Annotated in this window: 24 protein-coding genes; all 24 read left to right on the top strand. The window is 43.5% G+C overall.

The genetic code is table 11. The features are described from left to right. Positions 1–15 precede the first annotated feature (15 nt). The 24 genes from rnmV to N5C46_RS14315 all read left to right on the top strand — a co-directional run bounded on the left by rnmV (position 16) and on the right by N5C46_RS14315 (position 21488). Positions 16–576: a ribonuclease M5 gene (rnmV, locus tag N5C46_RS14430; RefSeq protein WP_261749139.1), complete on the top strand. Its 561-nt coding sequence runs from the start codon at positions 16–18 to the stop codon at positions 574–576. After that, positions 569–1447, top strand: coding sequence for a 16S rRNA (adenine(1518)-N(6)/adenine(1519)-N(6))-dimethyltransferase RsmA (gene rsmA, locus N5C46_RS14425; RefSeq protein WP_261749138.1), 879 nt, complete (start codon positions 569–571; stop codon positions 1445–1447). Before rnmV ends, rsmA begins: the two co-directional genes overlap by 8 nt. A gap of 231 nt (positions 1448–1678) precedes the next feature. Next, the gene (gene yabG / locus N5C46_RS14420) at positions 1679–2572 is read left to right on the top strand and encodes a sporulation peptidase YabG (RefSeq protein WP_034762956.1); all 894 of its coding nucleotides are present in this window, start codon (positions 1679–1681) and stop codon (positions 2570–2572) included. 300 nt (positions 2573–2872) lie between these two features. Further along, positions 2873–3142 (top strand): biofilm formation stimulator Veg, encoded by a 270-nt coding sequence (veg, locus tag N5C46_RS14415; RefSeq protein ID WP_032085220.1) that lies wholly within the window; start codon positions 2873–2875, stop codon positions 3140–3142. A gap of 119 nt (positions 3143–3261) precedes the next feature. Continuing rightward, positions 3262–3444 carry an alpha/beta-type small acid-soluble spore protein gene (locus N5C46_RS14410; RefSeq protein WP_098438557.1) on the top strand — a complete coding sequence of 61 codons (183 nt, stop codon included), beginning with the start codon at positions 3262–3264 and terminating at the stop codon, positions 3442–3444. Positions 3445–3674: 230 nt separating this feature from the next. Then, the gene (gene ispE, locus N5C46_RS14405; RefSeq protein ID WP_034762961.1) at positions 3675–4529 is read left to right on the top strand and encodes a 4-(cytidine 5'-diphospho)-2-C-methyl-D-erythritol kinase; all 855 of its coding nucleotides are present in this window, start codon (positions 3675–3677) and stop codon (positions 4527–4529) included. Positions 4530–4600: 71 nt separating this feature from the next. Continuing rightward, positions 4601–5437 carry a pur operon repressor gene (gene purR, locus N5C46_RS14400; protein ID WP_261749137.1) on the top strand — a complete coding sequence of 279 codons (837 nt, stop codon included), beginning with the start codon at positions 4601–4603 and terminating at the stop codon, positions 5435–5437. 15 nt (positions 5438–5452) lie between these two features. Beyond that, positions 5453–5827, top strand: a complete 375-nt coding sequence (locus N5C46_RS14395) for a RidA family protein (protein ID WP_261749136.1) — start codon at positions 5453–5455, stop codon at positions 5825–5827. Positions 5828–5998: 171 nt separating this feature from the next. Further along, positions 5999–6292 (top strand): septation regulator SpoVG, encoded by a 294-nt coding sequence (gene spoVG / locus N5C46_RS14390; protein ID WP_032085215.1) that lies wholly within the window; start codon positions 5999–6001, stop codon positions 6290–6292. A 361-nt stretch (positions 6293–6653) separates the two neighbouring features. Then, positions 6654–8027, top strand: a complete 1374-nt coding sequence (glmU, locus tag N5C46_RS14385; RefSeq protein WP_261749135.1) for a bifunctional UDP-N-acetylglucosamine diphosphorylase/glucosamine-1-phosphate N-acetyltransferase GlmU — start codon at positions 6654–6656, stop codon at positions 8025–8027. Positions 8028–8040: 13 nt separating this feature from the next. Further along, entirely contained in the window at positions 8041–9000 is a 960-nt protein-coding gene (locus N5C46_RS14380; protein WP_034762970.1) for a ribose-phosphate diphosphokinase, read from the top strand. 244 nt (positions 9001–9244) lie between these two features. Next, a complete protein-coding gene (locus tag N5C46_RS14375) occupies positions 9245–9898 on the top strand; it encodes a 50S ribosomal protein L25/general stress protein Ctc (RefSeq protein WP_034762972.1) in 654 nt (217 codons plus the stop codon). Between the two features lie 85 nt (positions 9899–9983). After that, positions 9984–10541 carry an aminoacyl-tRNA hydrolase gene (pth, locus tag N5C46_RS14370; protein WP_261749134.1) on the top strand — a complete coding sequence of 186 codons (558 nt, stop codon included), beginning with the start codon at positions 9984–9986 and terminating at the stop codon, positions 10539–10541. Positions 10542–10656: 115 nt separating this feature from the next. Then, entirely contained in the window at positions 10657–10887 is a 231-nt protein-coding gene (locus N5C46_RS14365; RefSeq protein WP_261749133.1) for an anti-sigma-F factor Fin, read from the top strand. A gap of 85 nt (positions 10888–10972) precedes the next feature. Then, entirely contained in the window at positions 10973–14503 is a 3531-nt protein-coding gene (mfd, locus tag N5C46_RS14360) for a transcription-repair coupling factor (RefSeq protein ID WP_261749132.1), read from the top strand. Between the two features lie 296 nt (positions 14504–14799). After that, positions 14800–15336, top strand: a complete 537-nt coding sequence (spoVT, locus tag N5C46_RS14355; RefSeq protein ID WP_034762981.1) for a stage V sporulation protein T — start codon at positions 14800–14802, stop codon at positions 15334–15336. Positions 15337–15494: 158 nt separating this feature from the next. Next, entirely contained in the window at positions 15495–17111 is a 1617-nt protein-coding gene (locus tag N5C46_RS14350; RefSeq protein ID WP_261749131.1) for a putative polysaccharide biosynthesis protein, read from the top strand. Between the two features lie 13 nt (positions 17112–17124). Next, positions 17125–18585: a bifunctional methyltransferase/pyrophosphohydrolase YabN gene (mazG, locus tag N5C46_RS14345; protein WP_261749130.1), complete on the top strand. Its 1461-nt coding sequence runs from the start codon at positions 17125–17127 to the stop codon at positions 18583–18585. Between the two features lie 22 nt (positions 18586–18607). Next, entirely contained in the window at positions 18608–18874 is a 267-nt protein-coding gene (locus N5C46_RS14340) for an RNA-binding S4 domain-containing protein (protein ID WP_159363168.1), read from the top strand. 98 nt (positions 18875–18972) lie between these two features. After that, entirely contained in the window at positions 18973–19269 is a 297-nt protein-coding gene (gene yabP, locus N5C46_RS14335) for a sporulation protein YabP (RefSeq protein WP_034763030.1), read from the top strand. Beyond that, entirely contained in the window at positions 19266–19919 is a 654-nt protein-coding gene (yabQ, locus tag N5C46_RS14330; protein ID WP_261749129.1) for a spore cortex biosynthesis protein YabQ, read from the top strand. Before yabP ends, yabQ begins: the two co-directional genes overlap by 4 nt. Before the next feature lie 43 nt (positions 19920–19962). Further along, entirely contained in the window at positions 19963–20352 is a 390-nt protein-coding gene (locus N5C46_RS14325) for an FtsB family cell division protein (RefSeq protein ID WP_060674209.1), read from the top strand. A gap of 74 nt (positions 20353–20426) precedes the next feature. After that, on the top strand, positions 20427–20852 hold the full coding sequence (locus N5C46_RS14320; RefSeq protein ID WP_098353691.1) for a S1 domain-containing RNA-binding protein: 426 nt from the start codon (positions 20427–20429) through the stop codon (positions 20850–20852). A 165-nt stretch (positions 20853–21017) separates the two neighbouring features. Further along, a complete protein-coding gene (locus tag N5C46_RS14315; protein ID WP_261749128.1) occupies positions 21018–21488 on the top strand; it encodes a DinB family protein in 471 nt (156 codons plus the stop codon). The last annotated feature ends 16 nt before the right edge of the window (positions 21489–21504 follow it).

Raw genomic sequence — 21504 nt, 5'->3', positions numbered from 1 at the left:
TTTTTTGGAGGAATTATGAAAATCAAAGAAATCATTGTAGTGGAAGGTAAGGATGATACGGTAGCCATTCAGCGTGCCGTCAACGCAGATACGATCGAAACGAATGGTTCTGCGGTGTCTCCTGCTACTATAGAGAAAATCAAGCACGCCCAGGAAAAAAGGGGCGTTATCATATTTACGGATCCCGATTATCCGGGGGAGCGAATTCGAAAGATCGTGAGTGAAGCGGTACCTGGATGCAAGCATGCTTTTGTACATAAGAAAGACGCGCTGCCGAAATCAGGCAGGGGGATAGGTGTCGAACATGCAAGCCCGGACGTTATAAGGGAGTCCTTGAAGGAAGCTCATTTGTTGGATGTCGATCAGGCAGAAATCATTTCAAAGGAAGATTTGATCGATGCCGGTTTAATCGGGAGCCCGCAGTCGAAGGACAGGAGAATAGCCCTTGGTGAGAAGCTTAGAATCGGATACACTAATGGAAAACAGCTGCAGAAACGTTTACGGATGTTTAATATTCAAAAAGAAGAATTTAAAAACGCGTTAATGGAAATCATTCAGGAGGAAGAACATGCATAAAGATATTGCAACCCCGATACGAACGAAGGAAATCCTTTCAAAGTACGGATTTTCGTTTAAGAAGAGCCTTGGCCAGAATTTTTTAATTGATCCCAATATTTTAAGGAACATAACGGAATATGCAGGACTATCCGAGAAAACAGCGGCCATTGAAATCGGACCTGGAATCGGAGCCCTGACAGAACACCTTGCCCGTACTTCGGGAAAGGTTGTAGCCTTTGAGATCGATCAGCGACTGATCCCGATCCTGGATGACACCCTGTCTCCTTATGATAATGTGAAAATTATAAATGAAGATATCCTGGAAGCGGATGTTGAAGCGATCATAAACAGGGAATTTGAAGGATTCGACGATATCATGGTGGTAGCCAATCTTCCGTATTACGTCACCACGCCCATCATCCTGAAATTGTTGATGGAGCGTCTCCCGATCAGGGGAATATGTGTCATGCTCCAAAAGGAAGTGGGGGACCGTATTTCAGCTCAGCCGGGAACAAAGGCATATGGATCACTTTCCATCGCCATTCAGTATTATACAGAGGCAGAGATGGTCATGACTGTCCCTAAAACGGTCTTTATGCCCCAGCCGAATGTAGACTCTGCCGTCATCCGCCTGACGAAGCGTGAGAAGCCTCCTGTAGACGTCATCAGTGAAGACTTCCTCTTTACCGTTACACGCTCGTCCTTCGCTCAAAGAAGAAAGACGATTTTAAATAACTTAACGAGTCAACTCCCTCAAGGGAAGGAAAAGAAAGAGCTGATCCTGGAGGCATTATCCCAAGCTGGCGTCGAACCTACCCGCAGGGGGGAGACACTGACGATACAGGAATTCGGCCGCTTAAGCGATGAGTTGTACCCGAATTTCAACTAAAGCATGCATAAATGGCTAAACGCGAAGGAGCGTTTAGCCATTTTTTTGTATATGTTAACTGATCAGTCCACTCCCATTTTATTGACACGGAATATTCCGGGAGTGCATAGGTTATCACAGGGAATATTTACTTAATGGATGATAAGGAAGGGCTTTGAGAAGGGCAGGCGGATGCAGACCCTCCTCGGCTTGTTGATTTCCTATTTTGTTTTATCAACCAATGTTTAGCCCATGGGAGTGACTGATGTGAATATCGAAATCAATGATGTCGTAGGTCGCCTTTCATATCGATGTGATATTTTATTCAGGGTAATAGATATCCGCATGATAGATGGTCATAAAACGGCAGTACTGTATGGTGAAGATTTTCGATTAATAGCGGATGCTCCTTTTCATGATTTGAAGAAGATGGACCCTAGAGAACAGGACCGGATTACACAGGAATTTCGTTCGAAAGAAGAACAATCCCTGGATCTGTTCCGACAGGATATAGAGCTTCTCAAGTATAAGCAGGAATACAGGGTAACGAATGCTTATCGAGACGATTATAACTATTTCCAAGTCCCGGGGAAAGTGCTTCATCTTGATGGAGATCCCAGCTATTTAAGAAAATGCCTAGATCTTTATGAGAAAATCGGTGTCCCGGTAAAAGGCGTCCACTGCAGCGAAACAGAGATGCCTAACCAAATCGGATCCCTTATCGATAAATATAGACCGAATATTATTGTATTAACTGGCCACGATGCCTACTCCAAATCAAAAGGGGCCAAGGCTGATATCAACGCCTACCGCCATTCGAAGTATTTTGTTCAGGCAGTAAGAGAGGCACGCAGCAAATCTCCCCACCTGGATCAGCTTGTGATCTTCGCCGGCGCCTGTCAATCCCACTTTGAATCCCTGATCCATGCAGGTGCCAACTTCGCGAGTTCCCCGTCAAGAGTCAATATCCATGCCTTGGATCCCGTTTATATCGTCGCAAAGATCTGTTTCACGGGGTTTAAAGATTCGGTGAATGTCTGGGATGTCATCCGCAATACACTGACAGGAGATAAAGGATTGGGTGGAATCGAGACGAAAGGTGTTCTTCGGACGGGAATGCCATATAAAATCACTGAAGAAGAATAGGGAAGGTTCGACAAAACCTTCTAAGACCTTACAATTACTTGTAGGGTCTATTTCCTTTTAAGGTGACATATACTGGTTGAGTGGTGATTTTTTAACCTTGTCGGGACTTGTCAAGCCGCCTCCACTTTTATTGTTTACATAATTTTTCATTCATTGGGGAATGTTAGGGTTGTAGAAAAAACGTACTTTTTGTTGAATAAAATATATTGACAGGTGTTCGTGATTCTTGTTAAAATAATAAATTTATTTGACTAAAATTACATAATGTGTTATATTTAATTACAGTGAGGTGGAAGCGAAATGCCAAAAACATTAGCCGACATTAAAAGATCCCTTGATTCTAATCTGGGGAAACGTTTAATGCTTAAAGCAAACGGTGGACGTCGAAAAACAATTGAGCGTTCAGGTGTTCTAGCCGAAACGTATCCTTCTGTATTCGTGGTTCAGCTGGATCAAGAAGAGAATGCGTTCGAACGAGTTTCTTACAGCTATGCAGATGTTCTCACTGAGACAGTTCAATTAACATTTTATGATGAAGCAACAGGAAATATCATCTTTAGCCAGCAGTAGACAATTGTTTGCTGCTTTTTTATTTGTTTAAAAATACATGTTTTACATATGAGCTTTCAACATTATTTGACCTCTACGTACACATACTAACGATGTGGTGCAACTAAAGGAGGTAGACAATGAGTAGAAGAAGAGGGATCATGTCTGACCAATTAAAAGAGGAAATCGCTCAGGAATTAGGGTTTTATGACGTTGTTCAGAAGGATGGCTGGGGCGGGATCACGTCCCGGGACGCAGGGAATATGGTAAAGCGTGCAGTCGAGCGAGCAAGCAGGCAGCTGTCCGAACACCATCCGCACTAACTCTTTTACACATATGGATTACATCTTTTATCAGTACCATATTCAAAAGGTCGCCTAAAAAGTGTCATGCTTTTTCCGGCGACCTTTGTTTATAAAGGCAACGCCATCTTTCCTATCAGTACTTTACGTGATAAAATAACATACTTATATGAGTATGTTTAGAAGTTAACACTCTCTATAATAAGTGTATGATACAATATAACAAAGAGTATTGGTAAGAAGGTGATGATATGAGGTTATTAGTAAAGGCGCCGGCAAAAATTAACCTATCACTTGATGTTTTACATAAACGTTCAGATGGTTACCATGAAGTTGAGATGGTTATGACGACAATCGATTTAGCGGATAGAATTGAACTGACGAATCTTTCAGACGATACGATCAAAATTCTTTCCCACAATCGATTTGTGCCGGATGATGGAAGAAACCTTGCCTATCAGGCTGCACATCTGTTGAAAGAGAAATTGAACATCAAGAAGGGTGTAGCCATTTCCATCGATAAAGTGATCCCTGTAGCGGCAGGGTTGGCAGGGGGAAGCAGTGATGCAGCAGCGACTTTGAAAGGGCTGAATCGCTTATGGGATTTAGGTCTGAGTATGGACGAACTGGCAGAGCTTGGTGCTGAAATCGGTTCTGATGTATCCTTTTGTGTTTATGGAGGGACAGCCTTGGCGTCGGGAAGAGGAGAGAAGATCAAACATCTTCCCGCTCCCCCGAACTGCTGGGTGATCCTGGCAAAACCGACGATAGGCGTTTCAACAGCGGATGTGTATAAAAATCTGGACTTGAAAAACATACAGCATCCGGATACCAGCGCAATGGTATCAGCTTTAGAACATGGGAATTATCGTGATATTTGCTCCAATCTTGGGAATGTACTCGAATCGGTTACATTGGATATGCATCCGGAAGTTTCCCAGATAAAAGATCAAATGGAGCGGTTCGGTGCCGATGCCGTTCTGATGAGCGGAAGCGGACCGACAGTATATGGATTGGTGCAATATGAATCAAGACTTCATCGAATCTACAATGGTTTAAGAGGGTTTTGTGATCAAGTTTTCGCAGTGCGCATGCTTGGAGATTAAGAGCTCTTGCCGAAATCCGTATATTAATGATATATTTACATTATAATATTCGGATTTAGGAGGTTTCTTTGGTGAAGTTTAAGCGCAGCGAACGATTGATTGATATGACGCACTATTTATTAGAACGGCCCCACCAACTTGTGCCCTTGACTTTTTTCTCTGAACGGTACGGTTCTGCCAAGTCTTCCATCAGTGAAGACTTGACGATTGTAAAGGAAACATTTGAGGGACGGGGTGTCGGGACGGTACAGACGGTTCCCGGGGCAGCAGGTGGAGTGAAATATGTACCAAAGGTAAATAGTCAGGAAGCGAAGGCTATGATTGAAGAGCTTTGTATCCACCTGGAAAGCTCCGATCGCCTATTACCGGGCGGATACCTTTATATGACCGACCTGCTTGGTAACCCGCAGCTCATGAAGAGTGTCGGCAAATTACTGGCATCCGCATTTGCTGAAAAAGATATAGACGTCATTATGACGGTCGCAACGAAGGGAATTCCGATTGCCAATGCGATTGCCTCATATTTGAATGTGCCGGTGGTCATTGTCAGAAGGGACAGCCGTGTAACCGAAGGATCGACAGTGAGCATCAATTATGTGTCCGGTTCATCGAAGAGAATTCAATCCATGGTACTTTCTAAAAGGAGTTTGAAGGAAGGGTCCAAAGTATTGGTTGTCGATGATTTCATGAAAGCTGGCGGGACCATCAATGGAATGAAAAACCTGTTGGAAGAGTTTTCAGCCACCTTGTCGGGGATCGGGGTTCTGGTTGAATCCAATAGCATGGACGGACGATTGGTGGATGATTATGTTTCATTGTTGAAATTGTCTGATGTAAACGAAAAGGATAAACAGATTTCCTTAACGGAAGGAAATTACTTTCAATCCAATCTAACATTTTTACCATAAGGGGAGGCATCTACTATGCGTGTAGTTTCTACTAAGGAAGCACCGGCAGCAATCGGGCCATATTCACAAGGGATTGTCGTCAATAATTTGTTCTACAGTTCAGGACAGATTCCTTTGACGGCTGAGGGTTCAATGATCGAAGGAGATGTAGTGGAGCAGACGCATCAAGTGTTCCGCAATCTTCAAGCTGTATTATCGGAAGCTGGGGCTTCCATCGAAACAGTGGTCAAAGCAACGGTCTTCATCAAGGATATGAATGATTTCGGGGCGATCAATGAAGTGTATGGGGAATATTTCAGCAACCACAAGCCGGCCCGTTCTTGTGTGGAAGTAGCCCGCTTACCTAAAGATGCCCTGGTTGAAATTGAAGTAATCGCACTCGTGAAGTAATCTTCACGGGTGTTTTTTTGTATCAAAAAAGAAGTGTAGTTCAAATGGAATGGTTGAATGAATGGAAAAAATAAAACTTTTCAAAAAATTTTACAATTTAAGAAGGAATATCTAAATAATTCGTTGAATACATAGAGTAGATTTCATCTAGGGAAAAAGGTGGTGAACAGAATGGAAGTAACAGACGTAAGATTACGCCGAGTAAACACCGATGGTCGCATGAGAGCTATCGCATCTATTACGCTGGATAATGAATTTGTTGTTCATGACATTCGCGTGATTGATGGGAACAATGGCTTATTTGTAGCGATGCCAAGTAAGCGGACTCCGGATGGAGAATTCCGTGATATTGCTCATCCAATCAATTCGGGTACCCGCGGCAAGATTCAAGACGCCGTTTTAGCTGAATACCATCGTTTAGGAGAGCTGGAAGAAGTTGAGTTAGAAGAAGCTGGGGCTTCCTAATAGGATCTATAGCATCAAGAGCCTACTTTTTGTAAGGCTCTTTTTTTTTGTCTTTTGGAGCCCCTTATTAAAATGCGCTGGTTCTTACGTTTTTTGTATACCCAGGCTTTAAGAAATTCGAAACCTCTAAATAAACAATTTTTTGTTTTTTGTGGTAAAGAAAATTCGACATGGGGGTCTGCTTTTCGAATTGAAGGCAAAGAATGCCTTTCCTGGTTACTCGTCTTATGCTTGTCGGGCCTGAGCGAGCCGCCTCCGCTTTTCTGTTTGTCAAATATATGTACTTTTATATGAATCCTTGAAATGGTAGAGTTTTTAGGATATATTCGTTATGGATAAAAAGGTTATTGGAGGACCAAAAATGACAAATCGATATGCCGTTATATTAGCTGCTGGACAAGGTACGAGAATGAAGTCGAAGCTTTATAAAGTTCTTCATCCTGTGTGTGGCAAGCCGATGGTGGAACATGTGGTCGACCAAATTTCAACACTACATATAGAGAAGACTGTCACAATCATCGGTCATGGTGCCGAGCTTGTGAAGTCGCATTTAGAAGGCAAGAGTGATTTCGCTCTTCAGGCTGAGCAGTTAGGGACAGCTCATGCTGTGATGCAGTCTGAGGATGTCCTGGGTGACTTGGAAGGAACGACTTTAGTGGTATGTGGCGATACGCCGCTCATTAAAGGAGAGACGATGGAAGCACTGGTGCAGCATCATGAAGGACAGGGTGCCAAAGCGACCATATTGACGGGCCATACGGAATCCCCTGATGGATATGGACGGATCATCCGTAACCAGGATGGATTAGTGGAACGCATTGTGGAACATAAGGATGCAAGTGAAGAAGAACGAAGCGTGAAAGAAATTAATACCGGAACGTATTGTTTTGATAATAAAGCGTTATTCGATGCCCTGAAGAAGGTTTCGAATGATAACGTGCAAGGGGAATATTATTTGCCGGATGTCATTGAGATCCTTCAATCGGAAGGTGAAATCGTCAGTGCATACCAGACAAGTGACTTTGATGAGACGCTTGGTGTCAATGATCGTGTGGCCCTTTCTCAAGCAGAGATCACAATGAAAAAGCGCATCAATGAATTCCATATGCGCAATGGTGTAACGATCAAAGATCCAAACAATACGTATATCGATGCAGATGTGACGATCGGAAGAGATACCGTGATCCTGCCTGGCACAGTGCTTCAAGGCAGCACATCGATCGGTGAAGATGCGATGATCGGACCGAACTCCGAGGTGAAGGATTGTCAGATCGGGGACCGTACAGTCTTGAAGCAGTCTGTGGCTCATGACAGTTCGATCGGCGCGGATGTTCAAATCGGGCCATTTGCTCATATCCGCCCTGCATCTACCATTGAAGATGAAGTGAAGATCGGTAACTTTGTAGAAATCAAGAAAGCAACATTCGGTAAAGCGAGTAAGGCCTCACATTTAAGCTATATTGGTGATGCTGAAGTGGGACGTGACGTCAACATCGGGTGTGGATCGATCACAGTGAACTATGATGGGAAGAATAAGCACCTGACAAAGATTGAAGACGGTGTATTTGTAGGCTGCAATTCTAATCTGGTTGCCCCTGTCAGCGTAGGGAAAGGTGCCTACATTGCCGCTGGTTCTACCATTACTGAGGATGTTCCCGGTGAGTCTCTTTCCATTGCAAGAGCTCGCCAAGTAAATAAAGAAAATTATGTTCAAAATCTAAATCATAAGAAATAATGGGAGGTCCACAATGCCAAACTCTTATATTAATTCCAAGTTGAAAATCTTCTCTCTTAATTCTAACTACCATCTTGCAAAGGAAATTGCTGATGAAGTAGGTGTGGAATTAGGTAAATCGTCCGTGAAACGTTTTAGTGACGGTGAAATCCAAATTAACATCGAAGAAAGTATCCGTGGTTGTGACGTATTTGTCATCCAATCCACTTGTCAGCCGGTAAATGAAAACCTGATGGAGCTTCTGATCATGGTGGATGCCCTGAAACGTGCTTCTGCCAAGACGATTAATATCGTGATGCCTTATTATGGTTATGCCCGCCAAGACCGTAAAGCGAGAGCACGTGAGCCGATCACTGCTAAATTAGTGGCGAACCTTTTAGAAACAGCCGGTGCTACACGTGTCATCACACTGGATCTGCATGCTCCTCAAATTCAAGGTTTCTTCGATATCCTGATCGATCACCTCATGGGTGTTCCGATCTTAGCGGATTACTTTGAAGAAAGAGGATTCAATACGGAAGATCTTGTTATCGTTTCTCCGGACCATGGAGGGGTGACGAGAGCACGTAAGCTTGCAGAACGCTTGAAAGCGCCTATCGCCATCATTGATAAGCGTCGTCCGAAGCCGAATGTAGCAGAGGTTATGAACATCGTCGGTAATATCGACGGGAAAATCGCGATCTTGATCGATGATATCATAGACACTGCCGGTACGATTACACTGGCAGCCAATGCATTGGTTGAAAACGGAGCGAAAGAAGTCTTTGCCTGCTGTACGCACCCGGTTCTTTCTGGTCCTGCCATCGAGCGCATCGAAAACTCCAATATTAAAGAACTGGTTGTGACGAACTCCATCCCATTGGGTGAAGAGAAAATGATCGGTAAAGTGAAGTCCCTGTCAGTAGCTCCTTTGATCAGCGAAGCGATCATCCGCATCTACGAGCAACAATCTGTCAGCACGCTTTTTGACTAAGAATTAATATATGTAGTTTGTGCATAGAAAGAAGAGCTTGTCCTTTTAATCTTGGGACCAGCTCTTCTTTTTTCGTGTTCCGGCTCCTGTCGGAAGGGCTTGAGACCCTTATCTGTCAACATCCTCGAAGCACTCTTCTTATAATGAATTGAACTTTCTATGTTTATTTCAAATCACATTAGGGTAATTACTATATATAGAACTTTAACTAACATAAAAGATTAGGGAAGGTGTTGGATTAGACATGGCAACAGAATTAAAAGCAAATACCAGGAAAGATTTTAAACGATCTTCATTAACAAAGCTGAGACATGAAGGGAATATCCCGGGAGTCGTGTACGGCTACAAAGCAGATAATACACCTATTATGGTAGACGCCATTACATTCATTAAAACCATCCGTGAAGTAGGAAGAAACGGCATCATTTCTTTAAATGTAGATGGCAATAAACAAAACGTCATTTTAAGTGATTACCAGCAGGATCATCTGAAGGATGCTGTCACGCATGTTGATTTCCTTGCTGTGAATATGTCAGAAGAAATCGATGCGGATGTTCGTATCGAGCTTGTAGGAGAAGCAGCCGGCGTGAAAGACGGTGGTGTGATGCAGCAACCTCTGCATGAGGTATCTGTAACAGCGAAACCGAATGATATTCCGGAATCCATCGAAGTGGACGTAACCGAGCTCCAAGTAGGAGAAACGGTAACAATCAGTGATATTCGTGATAAGTACAGCGTTACTCTCAATGAAGAGGATGACCGCACCATTGCTTCCATCCTTGCTCCAAGACAGGAAGAAGAAATCGACAGTGGTGAAGAGCAGGAAGCTGGCACACCTGAGAATGAAGAAGGAAGAGAATCGGAAGCCAGTGATGAAAGCGAATCGAAGGAAGAGTAAAAAATCAATATTTTTTGGCGTAACCTTTTGCAGGTTGCGCTTTTTACGTTATTCTAGAGGTATAAGGTCAGAAGAGGTGTGAGAAATGAAATTAATCGTTGGGCTCGGGAACCCGGGATCACAATATGAGAAAACGAGACATAATATCGGTTTCATTATTATAGATGCATTAGCCGATCGACTGGGCGTTTCGTTGAACCAGTCCAAGTTTAAAGGGGTTTACGGCACCTATCATCATAAGGGTGAAAAGGTCGTACTGTTAAAGCCGCTTACGTATATGAATTTGTCAGGGGAAAGCATTGTCCCCCTGATGGATTATTTTGAAATTGAAGATGAGGATTTACTTGTCATTTATGATGATCTGGACTTGCCTGTAGGAAAATTAAGATTAAGGCAAAAGGGGAGTGCCGGGGGGCATAATGGCATTAAATCGACCATTGCCCATTTAGGTTCCCAGCAGTTTAATCGTCTGCGGGTGGGCATCGACCGTCCGACTAACGGAATGAGCGTGCCGGATTACGTTCTGGGCAAATTTTCGAAAGAAGAGCAGCCTGAACTGGATAAAGCCATTTCTTCAAGCGTGGAAGCGTGTGAAACCTGGTTGGATAAACCATTCCTTGAGGTCATGAATAAATTCAACTGACCGTGTCATATACTGAATTTCCAGGGTCCCTTTATCGTCAATCCTTTATCGGGGCTGAATAACTCCCTTCTAACAGGTTCATACTAACAGTATAAATGTGTATGGAGGGAAAGATATGGCGATCCATTATCAGTGTCGGCATTGCGGAACGAATGTCGGGACTCTTTCAAATGTATCCGTTCATTCCGAGCAGCTCGGGATTCATATGCTGACGGAGGAAGAGCGGTTACATATGGTTCACTATCAGGACAACGGGGACATCCAGGTGAAAACAATCTGTGAGGATTGTCAGGAAAGCCTGGAGAGAAATCCGGACTACCATGAGTTAGATCATATCATTCAGTAAGAACGCTTTGGTGAAGAGCCAAAGCATTTTTCTGTTTATACTTTTAGGTTATTTATAGAAAGAACCACAGGGGAGGAGCGTACACTTGAAAGGTATTTTAAAGCAGGTTCACCAAAGTGAAGAACTACAGTCCATCATCGCTGGAGTGGAGGAGCGGCTGTCTGAACAACTTGTGGCAGGATTGTCCGGCTCATCCCGGACAGCTTATATAGCAGATGTCTATTTACAAACGAATAAATCCACCGTAGTGGTGACCCATAATTTGTTTCAGGCACAGAAGGTCTATGACGATCTCATTCAATTTTTGTCTGAGGACGAAGTATATTTATATTCTGCTAATGAGCTGATCGCAGCTGAACTAAGTGTGGCAAGTCCCGAATTGAGAGCACAACGGATCGAAGTATTGAATAAGCTTTCCAATCATCAGCAGGGTGTCTATATTGTACCTGTTGCCGGATTGCGAAAAATCCTTCCACCTCCATCGATGTGGGCAACGAATCAGATCCGTTTTCAAATGGGTGAAGATATCGACTTGGATGAAGTGTTAAATCAACTGGTGCAAATGGGCTATCAACGGACAGGGATGGTCAGCACGCCTGGTGAATTCAGCCTTCGCGGGGGGATTGTCGACATTTTCCCATTAACCACTCAGAACCCTGTCCGGATCGAGTTATTCGACACGGAAATTGATTCGATCCGCCTTTTTTCGGTTGAAGATCAGCGTTCGATTGATAAACTCAATGAGATTGAAATAGGCCCTGCCACAGAGGTCTTATTGAAGTATGAAAATATGGAGAGGCTTATTCATGAAATTAACGCAGGTCTTTCCACAAGCTTGAAGAAGGTCAAATCGGCGGCCGTAAAAGAGAAGATGACAGAGTACATAGGGTATGAGGTGAGTCAGCTCGAAAATGGGCAGGTTCCTGAGCAAATCTTTAAGTACCTGTCCCTCGCATATGAAAAGCCTAGTAGTTTGCTAGATTATTTACCAGATGACGGGGTTCTATTCTTTGATGAATACAGTCGCGTCCAGGAAATGAGTGAATCCCTGGAGAAAGAGGAAGCGGAATGGTATACCTCCCTGCTTCAGGAAGGACAGATCATTCAAGACGTTCCTGTGTCCCACACGTTTTCTTCATTAGTTAGTAAAACGAAGCTGCCAAAGGTCTATTTCTCATTGTTCCTGCGCCATATTCCGAATACCAGTCCACAAAACATCTTCAATGTTTCAACAAAGCCCATGCAGAATTTCCATGGGCAGATGAACGTATTGAAGGCAGAGTTGGACAGGTGGAAAAAAGGAAGATATACAGTTGTCTTGTTAGGACCGGATGAAGAACGCGTAAAGAAGCTTCAAAGGGTACTGGACGATTATAAGATTGAGATTGCCTTTGTGGAAGATGGAGATAAGCTCCTGCCGGGAACCATCCAGATGATCAATGGAAGCCTGACAAGCGGATTTGAGCTCCCCCTTCAGAAACTTGCGGTTATTACTGAAGAGGAATTATTCAATAAGAAAACCCAAAAGAAACCGAGAAGGCAGAAACTTTCAAACGCAGAGAGGATCAAAAGTTACTCTGAGCTGAAGGTCGGGGACCATGTGGTTCATGTGAATCACGGGATCGGTAAATTCCTTGGAATCGAAACATTGGAGATCAACGGGGTCCACAAAGATTATCTCCATGTGAAGTACCAGGGGAATGACAAACTGTATGTACCGGTCGATCAAATTGAACTGGTCCAGAAATATGTCGCCTCGGAAAATAAGGATCCTAAACTTTATAAACTGGGTGGAAGTGAATGGAAGAAGGTCAAGTCGAAAGTTCAATCTTCCGTTCAGGATATAGCCGATGACCTGATCAAGCTTTATGCGGAAAGGGAAGCGGCAAAAGGCTATGCCTTCTCTCCCGATGGGGACATGCAGAGAGAATTTGAAATGGCTTTCCCTTATGAAGAAACGGATGATCAACTGCGCTCTGTCAGTGAAATCAAGCACGATATGGAAAGAGAACGTCCGATGGACCGCCTGTTGTGTGGGGACGTAGGATATGGAAAGACCGAGGTTGCAATCAGGGCTGCTTTCAAGGCGATTGCAGACGGGAAACAGGTGGCCATCCTCGTGCCCACCACCATCCTTGCTCAACAGCATTATGAAACCATCAAAGAGCGTTTTCAGGACTTCCCTGTGGAAATCGGTTTATTAAGCCGTTTCCGAACGAGGAAGCAGCAGCAGGAGACAACGAAGGGGCTCAAGAATGGAACGGTGGATATTGTAGTGGGAACCCACCGACTTCTCTCAAAAGACATTCAATACCGTGATATAGGACTCTTGATCATCGATGAAGAACAAAGGTTCGGTGTCACGCATAAAGAGAAGATCAAACAATTAAAAACGAATATCGACGTTCTGACCTTAACGGCCACGCCGATTCCCCGTACCCTTCATATGTCGATGCTCGGTGTAAGGGATTTATCGGTTATTGAAACGCCGCCTGAAAACAGGTTCCCGGTTCAGACCTATGTAATGGAGTACAACGGTGCCCTGATTAAAGAAGCGATTGAAAGGGAAATGGCAAGGAATGGCCAAGTGTATTTCCTCTATAATCGTGTAGAAGACATTGAAAGAAAAGCAGATGAGATCTCCATGCTTGTACCGGATGCCCGCATTGCCTATGCTCACGGTCAAATGAGCGAGAATGAGCTCGAAGCCGTCATACTAAGCTTCCTTGCAGGAGAATACGATGTACTGGTCACGACGACGATTATAGAAACGGGTGTCGACATCCCGAACGTCAATACGTTGATTGTGTTTGATGCCGACCGGATGGGCTTATCCCAGCTTTATCAGCTAAGGGGACGTGTCGGGCGCTCAAACCGGGTGGCTTATGCCTATTTCACTTATAGGAAAGATAAGGTGCTGACAGAAGTGGCGGAAAAACGATTGCAGGCGATCAAAGAATTCACGGAACTGGGATCCGGGTTCAAAATTGCCATGCGTGACTTGACGATCCGTGGAGCGGGTAACCTCCTCGGGGCGCAGCAGCACGGATTCATCGATTCTGTCGGATTCGACCTGTACTCCCAGATGCTGAAAGAAGCCATCGAAGAGCGAAAAGGGGACCTTCCGAAGCAGCCTGAATCAAGCTTTGAAGTGGACATCGAAATCGACGCTTATATTCCGGATGATTATATTAAAGATGGTCATCAAAAGATCGAAATGTATAAACGGTTCCGATCCCTTTCTTCCCTTCCTGAAATCGAGGAGCTCGAAGAAGAGATCCTGGACCGGTTCGGTGAATATCCGGAAGAGGTGGGTTACCTATTCCTCATCTCTGAAATGAAGATCTATGCGAAGAATACAAAGCTCGAATCCATCAAGCAGGATAAGAAAACGGTGAATATCTTTATGTCGCCGGAAGGAACGGCACAGATCGACGGTTCCAAAGTATTCAATCTTTGCAATAAACACGGCCGTGCAGTCGGACTTGGAATGGAAGGCTCCAAGCTCAAAATCTCGATTAACACAACACGCCTGGAAGCGTCCAAATGGTTTAACATGGCCTATGACATCATCAAACATCTGGATGAAGCGGTAAAAATAGAAGAAAACGTGTGATCATTTCATCAATTCGACACAAACCAGTGGCATTTCTTCCCTTCGTTATAATAATGTAACCAAAATGTAAACGCGTGGATTGTTTCACTCTACTATGATAAGGGTATTAGTATTTATGCAGCTGCCAACAATGGAAAAAGATACCTGCATTAGAATTTTAGTGAAATTACAGAAAAAATAACTGAATGTGTATAGAACTTCTAAGTTGTAAGATACTAAACTCAACAATGGTAAAGTATTCAACAAGGATGCATTGCCAAAATAAAAATCATCTGATGAAAGTGAGGCAACTATAGATGAAAGCAACTGGTATTGTTCGTCGTATTGATGATTTAGGACGTGTCGTCATTCCGAAAGAAATTCGCAGGACATTAAGGATTCGCGAGGGAGATCCCCTGGAAATCTTCGTTGATCGTGACGGAGAAGTCATCTTAAAGAAATATTCCCCAATCAGTGAACTTGGTGACTTTGCTAAGGAGTATGGCGAAGCATTGTACGACAGTTTGGGAAGTGCCGTGTTAATTTGTGATCGGGATGCTGTCATTGCCATCTCCGGCGCTTCAAAGAAAGAGTATTTAAATAAGAACATCAGTGAACTCATCGAGAAGGTAATGGATGACCGCACGTCTCTATTACACACTCAACAGGGACAAGCTGAGCTTGTTGAAGGACACGGTGAGGATCTTGCTTCCTATACGATCGCTCCGATTGTCGCAAATGGAGACCCGATTGGTGCCGTTGCGATTTTCTCAAAGGACCGTACAGTAGGCGAAGTGGAACAAAAGGCAGTAGAAACGGCAGCTGGCTTTTTAGCAAGACAAATGGAGTCATAACGTAAAGGAGTGGCAAATTGCCGCTCTTCTTTTTTTTGCCGTCATCCCCATTCGAGAAAACACACAACCCTTTATGGTAAAATGACCAGTATATAAAAGATTTTTTCTTCGGTCTGTCAAGACTTGAAGTAAGAGGTACAGAAAGGCAGGAAAACGGGTTGAGTCAGAAGTACTCCTCCAGCCGATTCTTGAAAGGGGCCATGGTATTAACGGTTGCGGCATTGGTAACCAAAATATTAAGTGCTGTTTATCGGATCCCTTTTCAAAATATTGTTGGAGATATCGGGTTTTATATATATCAGCAGGTGTATCCGTTTTACGGGATTGCCATCGCTCTATCCACCTATGGATTCCCTGTCATCATTTCAAAAATGGTTGCAGAGAAATTAGAAGGAGAGGATGAAGAAGGTGCAAAGAGAGTGGCCGTCACCTCCTTTTTATTCCTTTGTTTCGTTGGTTTTTCCTGGTTTCTGCTTGTCTACTTCGGTTCCGGATTGATCGCACGTTGGATGGGAGATCCCCTTCTAAAGCCGTTACTTCAAGTGATTTCTTTATCGTTCCTATTATTAGCCCCCCTCTCTGTCATCAGGGGGTATTATCAAGGGAAAGAAGATATGGTGCCGACGGCTGTTTCTCAAGTGACGGAACAAACGATCAGGGTGGCGACGATCCTGATCTTTTCGACGATCCTTGTAACCCAAGGATACTCCTTATATATGACAGGTAAAGGAGCTCTGTTCGGGTCGATTACCGGTGGTCTGGGCGGACTTCTTGTTCTTCTTACTTTCCTTACTGCACGGAGGGAAAAGCTGTTTTCACGGAAATACCTTTCCCTTCCTGCCGATTACGTACAGATCTGGTCCCGGTTATTCAAGAATGGAACAGCTATCTGTGTAAGTGCCATGTTGCTCGTGTTACTTCAATTTGTTGATTCACTAAATGTATACTCCCTTCTTCTGTCATCAGGGATGGAAGCGGAAAGCGCGAAAACGTGGAAGGGGATTTATGACCGGGGACAACCCTTTGTCCAGCTCGGGACGGTAGTGGCTACATCCATCTCACTGACCATCGTTCCATTGGTGACAAATGCCTATCTCAAAAGAAGAGAATCTTTAGTAAGGGAGTACAGTCAGCTTTCCCTTAAGATCAGCATTACCATTGGTTTCGCGGCTACACTTGGAATCATCAATATCATGGTGCCGACCAATACGATGCTATTTGAAAATGCCCTCGGTTCCAAGGTTATTGCGGTCTTCTGCCTATCGATTTTCTTCAGCTGCCTCATTTTGACGTTTGCAGGCATTTTTCAGGGAATCGGGAGGATTTATTACCCGGCATTCTGTATCGTGATGGGGATTTTAGTGAAATACCTCGGGAATGCCTGTCTCATCCCAGTGATGGGAGTCATGGGGGCATCGATCTCGACGGTTGGCTCTCTAAGTATCATTGCCATCATGATGGTGATAAAGCTTAGAAAATGGTTTCCGATCCGTTTCTTTACGTTCTCTTTTTATAAGACATTGCTGCTGAGCGGAGCGGCCATGACGATTGGATTACAGGGGCTGTTGTGGATATATGATACACTTTTGGAGAATGGAATGCCCGGGCGTCCGCTTTCCGTCTTTTTTTCATTAGGAGGCGTTTGTATCGGCGGCATCCTTTTTTTGATCGTGTTTTTAAGAGGGAATGTCCTTTCAAGAGAAGACATCAGTTTCTTGCCCTTTGGGAGTAAATGGGTATGGTTGATGAATAAAGTTCAGCCGAATAATAAGTAGTGAGGAGATTAACATGAATACGATAACGATCGTCGGGTTAGGCGCAGGAGATATAGAACAGTTGCCATTGGGAGTATACAGGAGGATTAAGAACAGTTCACACCTTTACTTGAGGACGGATCAACATCCCGTCGTAAAGGATTTAGCAGCAGAAGGGATCACCTATCATTCTTTCGATGCTGTCTATGAAAAACATGATCAGTTCGATCTCGTATATGAAGAGATTGTTCAAAACCTGATCACGGCATCAGAAGAGCATTCCCTTGTCTATGCCGTTCCGGGTCACCCATTGGTTGCAGAAAAGGCTGTCCAAATGCTGTTGGACCTGCATAAAGAAGGAAAGATCCACGTTGAGATCGGCGGTGGACAGAGCTTTATCGATGCCCTGTTTGCTTCTGTGGGAGCGGATCCGATTGATGGATTCCAGCTCCTTGATGGTACCAGCTTAAAGCTTCATGATATCCATATGAACCAGCAGCTCATCATCGGGCAGGTGTATGATGCCTTCATCGCTTCTGAAGTGAAGCTCACCCTGATGGAGCTTTATCCTTATGATTATGAGGTCTCCCTTGTAACGGCTGCCGGCAGCACGGAAGAAAAGGTGGAGCGGATCCCGCTGGTGGAGCTTGACCGGGTTGCGGGTCTCAGTAATTTGACAAGCCTCTATGTTCCGGCTGTCGAAGAGATGGAGTCCTCCTTTAAGCAATATGCGACATTAAGGGAAATCATTTCGACGCTCCGCGGACCTAATGGCTGCCCATGGGACAAAGAACAAACCCACCATTCACTCAAGAAATATCTCCTCGAGGAAACATATGAGCTGCTGGAAGCCATCGAGGAAGAAGATATTGATCATATGATCGAAGAGATGGGGGATGTCCTCCTTCAAATCATGCTCCATGCACAAATAGGCGAAGATGAGGGCATGTTCACCATGGAAGAAGTAATCGAAGGACTGGCGTCCAAGATGGTCCGGAGACATCCTCATGTATTTGGAACCGTTCAAGTGGAAAACTCGGAACAGGTGAAAGCAAACTGGGAGGAAATCAAAAGCCGTGAAAAAGAGAGCGGGACGGAGCCGATGCTCAAAAACGTGGCTAAAGGCATGCCTGCTCTCATGAAGGCATATGAATACCAGAAAAAAGCCGCGAAATCAGGCTTTGACTGGGCAGATCCTCAAGGAGCATGGGAAAAAGTATGGGAAGAATTAAAGGAATTCGAAAGAGAAGTCGAGAATAATAGTGAACACGACATGAAAAAAGAATTTGGAGATGTGTTATTCGCTCTGATCAATGTGGCCAGATTTTATAAAATTTTCCCTGAGGAAGCGTTAGCCATGACGAACACGAAATTTTACCGCAGGTTTTCCTATGTGGAAGAACAAGTAATGAAATCGGGTAAGAGTTTTGAAGATTATACATTGGAAGAGTTGGACCAATTTTGGAACGAAGCGAAAGAGATGAATATCGAATAAGGGGAAATGTACAATGGTATCCATGAGATTAGATAAATTTTTAAAAGTATCCAGGCTCATTAAAAGAAGAACCCTGGCGAAAGAGATTGCCGACCAGGGACGTATCACTGTGAACGGACAGCAGGCCAAAGCAAGCTCCAATGTAAAAGTCGGGGATGAATTAAGCGTAAGGTTTGGCCAGAGGATTATGAGGGTAAAGATTGAAAGGCTTCTTGAAACAACGAAAAAAGAAGAAGCGAGCGGGCTTTATTCCGTCCTTTCAGAGGAAAGGATCGAAGAAACGGAGTAAGGGATACATAGCGTTCGGTCTGTTATTTGGTTCTATTTTTCCCCCATACACATAAACATAGTTACAAAGCTTGTACTATGGGAATGTGAGGGATGGATATGAATCAATATGATGGAAACAAAGATAAAACCTTTCAGGAACATGACGTGATGATGAGGGGCCGCAAGCTCCTCGATATTACAGGAGTGAAGCAAGTGGAAAGCTTCGATAACGAAGAGTTCCTCCTTGAAACCGTCATGGGATTCCTCTCCGTCAGGGGCCAGAATCTTCAAATGAAAAATCTGGATGTGGATAAAGGCATCGTCTCTATAAAAGGAAAGGTGTTCGATCTCGTCTACCTGGATGAACAAAACGGGGAGAAGGCTAAAGGCTTCTTTAGCAAGCTGTTTCGATGACCCTCTCGACCCAGTTCTATACCATGCTCTCCATGATCGGCATGGGGGCACTATTTGGTATGACGTTGGACACGTATTCCCGGTTCTTACACCGGTCCGAGAGAAAACGGTGGCTTGTATTCATCAATGACATCATGTTTTGGGTTTTGCAGGCGCTTTCGATTTTTTATATTTTATTCGTCGTGAATTTCGGTGAGATCCGTTTTTATATTTTCATTGCGCTATTATGCGGTTTTGCCGCTTACCAGGCGTTGATCAAGCAGCATTATTTGGCGTTCCTTGAACGCCTGATATTGTTTTTTATCTCCCTGTATAATTTCGGAGTGAAAATGGTGAAAAGATTGATTTATTCACCGATAAAATGGATGATTGTGCTTCTGATCACGATTGTTTTATCTATAGGAAAAGGGCTCTTATCCGTCATATTATTCCTTTTAAAGGTGATCATGAAAGTGATGCAATGGGCGATTAAGCTCGTAATCACACCGATATGGTGGATATTGAAGGGTATTTGGAATTTATTGCCGAAAAATCTTACAAAAAGAGTCGAGAAGTTATATAATAAAGTGGCAGGAATTTTTAAAGCGTATATCAAAAAAGTATATAGAGTGGTAGAAAAGTTCAAGAAGAAACCTAAAGATAAAGAATAGGGCTTAAGGCTTTGCCACTCCATATTGTAAAGGAGGTTTGGGAATGAGAAAAAACGTGACACCAATGGAAAATGAATATGTCCGCCATCAGGAGCATATGCATAAATCTTCTTCTAAGAGAAAAAAGCGTTTGGTCCGTCGATTAGCAGTTTTCTTTGTTTTAGTGTTGGCAATTAGTGGATTTTTAATCTCGACCCTCATTTCCAGAGCCCAGGTTTTAGAAGATAAACAAACGGAAAAAGCACAATTGGAAAAAAAGTTAGAAGACCTGAAAGATAAGCAATCAGCCTTGGAAGAAGAGATTGTGAAGCTTAACGATGATGAATATATAGCCAAACTGGCGCGCCGGGATTACTTTTTATCAGATGAAGGTGAGATTATTTTCAACATACCTGAGCCAGATAAAGAGAAAGAAGAAGAGGTGTCTTATTGACACTCTTTTTTTTAATTGGCTATAATATATAGTAAGGTTTATCTTTTATAATTTTAAGGAGGAGCATTTCTTTTATGTCAATCGAAGTAGGCAGCAAGTTACAGGGTAAGGTAACAGGTATTACAAATTTTGGAGCGTTCGTGGAATTATCGGAAGGTTCAACAGGATTAGTTCACATTAGTGAAGTTGCAGACAACTATGTTAAGGATATTAATGAACACCTTAAAGTCGGCGACGAAGTAACGGTTAAAGTTATTAATGTTGAGAAAGATGGAAAGATCGGTTTATCCATCCGTAAAGCGAAAGATCAACCACAACGCCCGCAGCGCCCTCAGCGTCCTCAGCGCCCGCGTAGTAATAATAAACCGAACGACACTCGCACGAAAGAAAGTTTCGAACAAAAGATGGCACGTTTCTTGAAAGACAGTGAAGATCGTTTATCATCTTTAAAGAAAAATACTGAGTCTCGTCGTGGTGGAAAAGGGGCGAAAAAAGGTTAACTTGCTGTCTATTAACCCATATAGCAGTTTGTGAACGGAAAACAGGCATACCCATTCTGATGGGTATGCCTGTTTTTTTTATATTATTGATAGACATCAACACAGGAAAATCCCCTGCTCCTATCGAATAGGTAGAGATAAATAACGTGAGTGGGGGCAGAATGGATGAAATACGAACAGATTATCGATCATTATGAGTCATTTAAGATGTGGTTGGAGGAATTGAAGCTGCTAAGTGAAGCTGAATGGTTTAAGCCTATGGAGGAAGATAAATGGTCGATCGCTGCCAATATAGCCCACATCATTAAATGGGATCAATATTCTTTACAGGAGATTCTCCCGTATATTGGAGAAGGAGCAGAACTCCCGCCCTTTCCTGATTTTCAGAAATTTAATGGAGAAGCGGAAGACTATGCCCATCGTGTAGTGAACCAGGGAGATTTGATCGAAGAAGGAATCAGAACAAGGGATCTGATGATCACTTTTGTAAAAAACGCACCGGAAGATGATTTCGGGCAATCGTTCAAAGTCGGCGATCAAAGCTTCACCATGGAAGAATTTTTTGAAGACTTCATCGGTCACGATAAGCACCACCAAGAGCAGATCGAAGAATTGGTATCTGCCGAAAAGGTTTGACGGGAAAATAGAATAA

The organism is Rossellomorea vietnamensis (assembly GCF_025398035.1).
Classification (GTDB): Bacteria; Bacillota; Bacilli; order Bacillales; family Bacillaceae_B; genus Rossellomorea; species Rossellomorea vietnamensis_B.
This window is presented reverse-complemented; position numbering and strand designations above follow the sequence as displayed.

Bases quoted from the DNA above. Each gene is read 5' to 3' on its own strand.
- rnmV (WP_261749139.1), top strand. From the start codon at position 16: ATGAAAATCAAAGAAATCATTGTAGTGGAAGGTAAGGATGATACGGTA.
- rsmA (WP_261749138.1), top strand. From the start codon at position 569: ATGCATAAAGATATTGCAACCCCGATACGAACGAAGGAAATCCTTTCA.
- yabG (WP_034762956.1), top strand. From the start codon at position 1,679: ATGGGAGTGACTGATGTGAATATCGAAATCAATGATGTCGTAGGTCGC.
- veg (WP_032085220.1), top strand. From the start codon at position 2,873: ATGCCAAAAACATTAGCCGACATTAAAAGATCCCTTGATTCTAATCTG.
- N5C46_RS14410 (WP_098438557.1), top strand. From the start codon at position 3,262: ATGAGTAGAAGAAGAGGGATCATGTCTGACCAATTAAAAGAGGAAATC.
- ispE (WP_034762961.1), top strand. From the start codon at position 3,675: ATGAGGTTATTAGTAAAGGCGCCGGCAAAAATTAACCTATCACTTGAT.
- N5C46_RS14395 (WP_261749136.1), top strand. From the start codon at position 5,453: ATGCGTGTAGTTTCTACTAAGGAAGCACCGGCAGCAATCGGGCCATAT.
- spoVG (WP_032085215.1), top strand. From the start codon at position 5,999: ATGGAAGTAACAGACGTAAGATTACGCCGAGTAAACACCGATGGTCGC.
- glmU (WP_261749135.1), top strand. From the start codon at position 6,654: ATGACAAATCGATATGCCGTTATATTAGCTGCTGGACAAGGTACGAGA.
- N5C46_RS14380 (WP_034762970.1), top strand. From the start codon at position 8,041: ATGCCAAACTCTTATATTAATTCCAAGTTGAAAATCTTCTCTCTTAAT.
- N5C46_RS14375 (WP_034762972.1), top strand. From the start codon at position 9,245: ATGGCAACAGAATTAAAAGCAAATACCAGGAAAGATTTTAAACGATCT.
- pth (WP_261749134.1), top strand. From the start codon at position 9,984: ATGAAATTAATCGTTGGGCTCGGGAACCCGGGATCACAATATGAGAAA.
- N5C46_RS14365 (WP_261749133.1), top strand. From the start codon at position 10,657: ATGGCGATCCATTATCAGTGTCGGCATTGCGGAACGAATGTCGGGACT.
- spoVT (WP_034762981.1), top strand. From the start codon at position 14,800: ATGAAAGCAACTGGTATTGTTCGTCGTATTGATGATTTAGGACGTGTC.
- mazG (WP_261749130.1), top strand. From the start codon at position 17,125: ATGAATACGATAACGATCGTCGGGTTAGGCGCAGGAGATATAGAACAG.
- N5C46_RS14340 (WP_159363168.1), top strand. From the start codon at position 18,608: ATGAGATTAGATAAATTTTTAAAAGTATCCAGGCTCATTAAAAGAAGA.
- yabP (WP_034763030.1), top strand. From the start codon at position 18,973: ATGAATCAATATGATGGAAACAAAGATAAAACCTTTCAGGAACATGAC.
- yabQ (WP_261749129.1), top strand. From the start codon at position 19,266: ATGACCCTCTCGACCCAGTTCTATACCATGCTCTCCATGATCGGCATG.
- N5C46_RS14325 (WP_060674209.1), top strand. From the start codon at position 19,963: ATGAGAAAAAACGTGACACCAATGGAAAATGAATATGTCCGCCATCAG.
- N5C46_RS14320 (WP_098353691.1), top strand. From the start codon at position 20,427: ATGTCAATCGAAGTAGGCAGCAAGTTACAGGGTAAGGTAACAGGTATT.
- N5C46_RS14315 (WP_261749128.1), top strand. From the start codon at position 21,018: ATGAAATACGAACAGATTATCGATCATTATGAGTCATTTAAGATGTGG.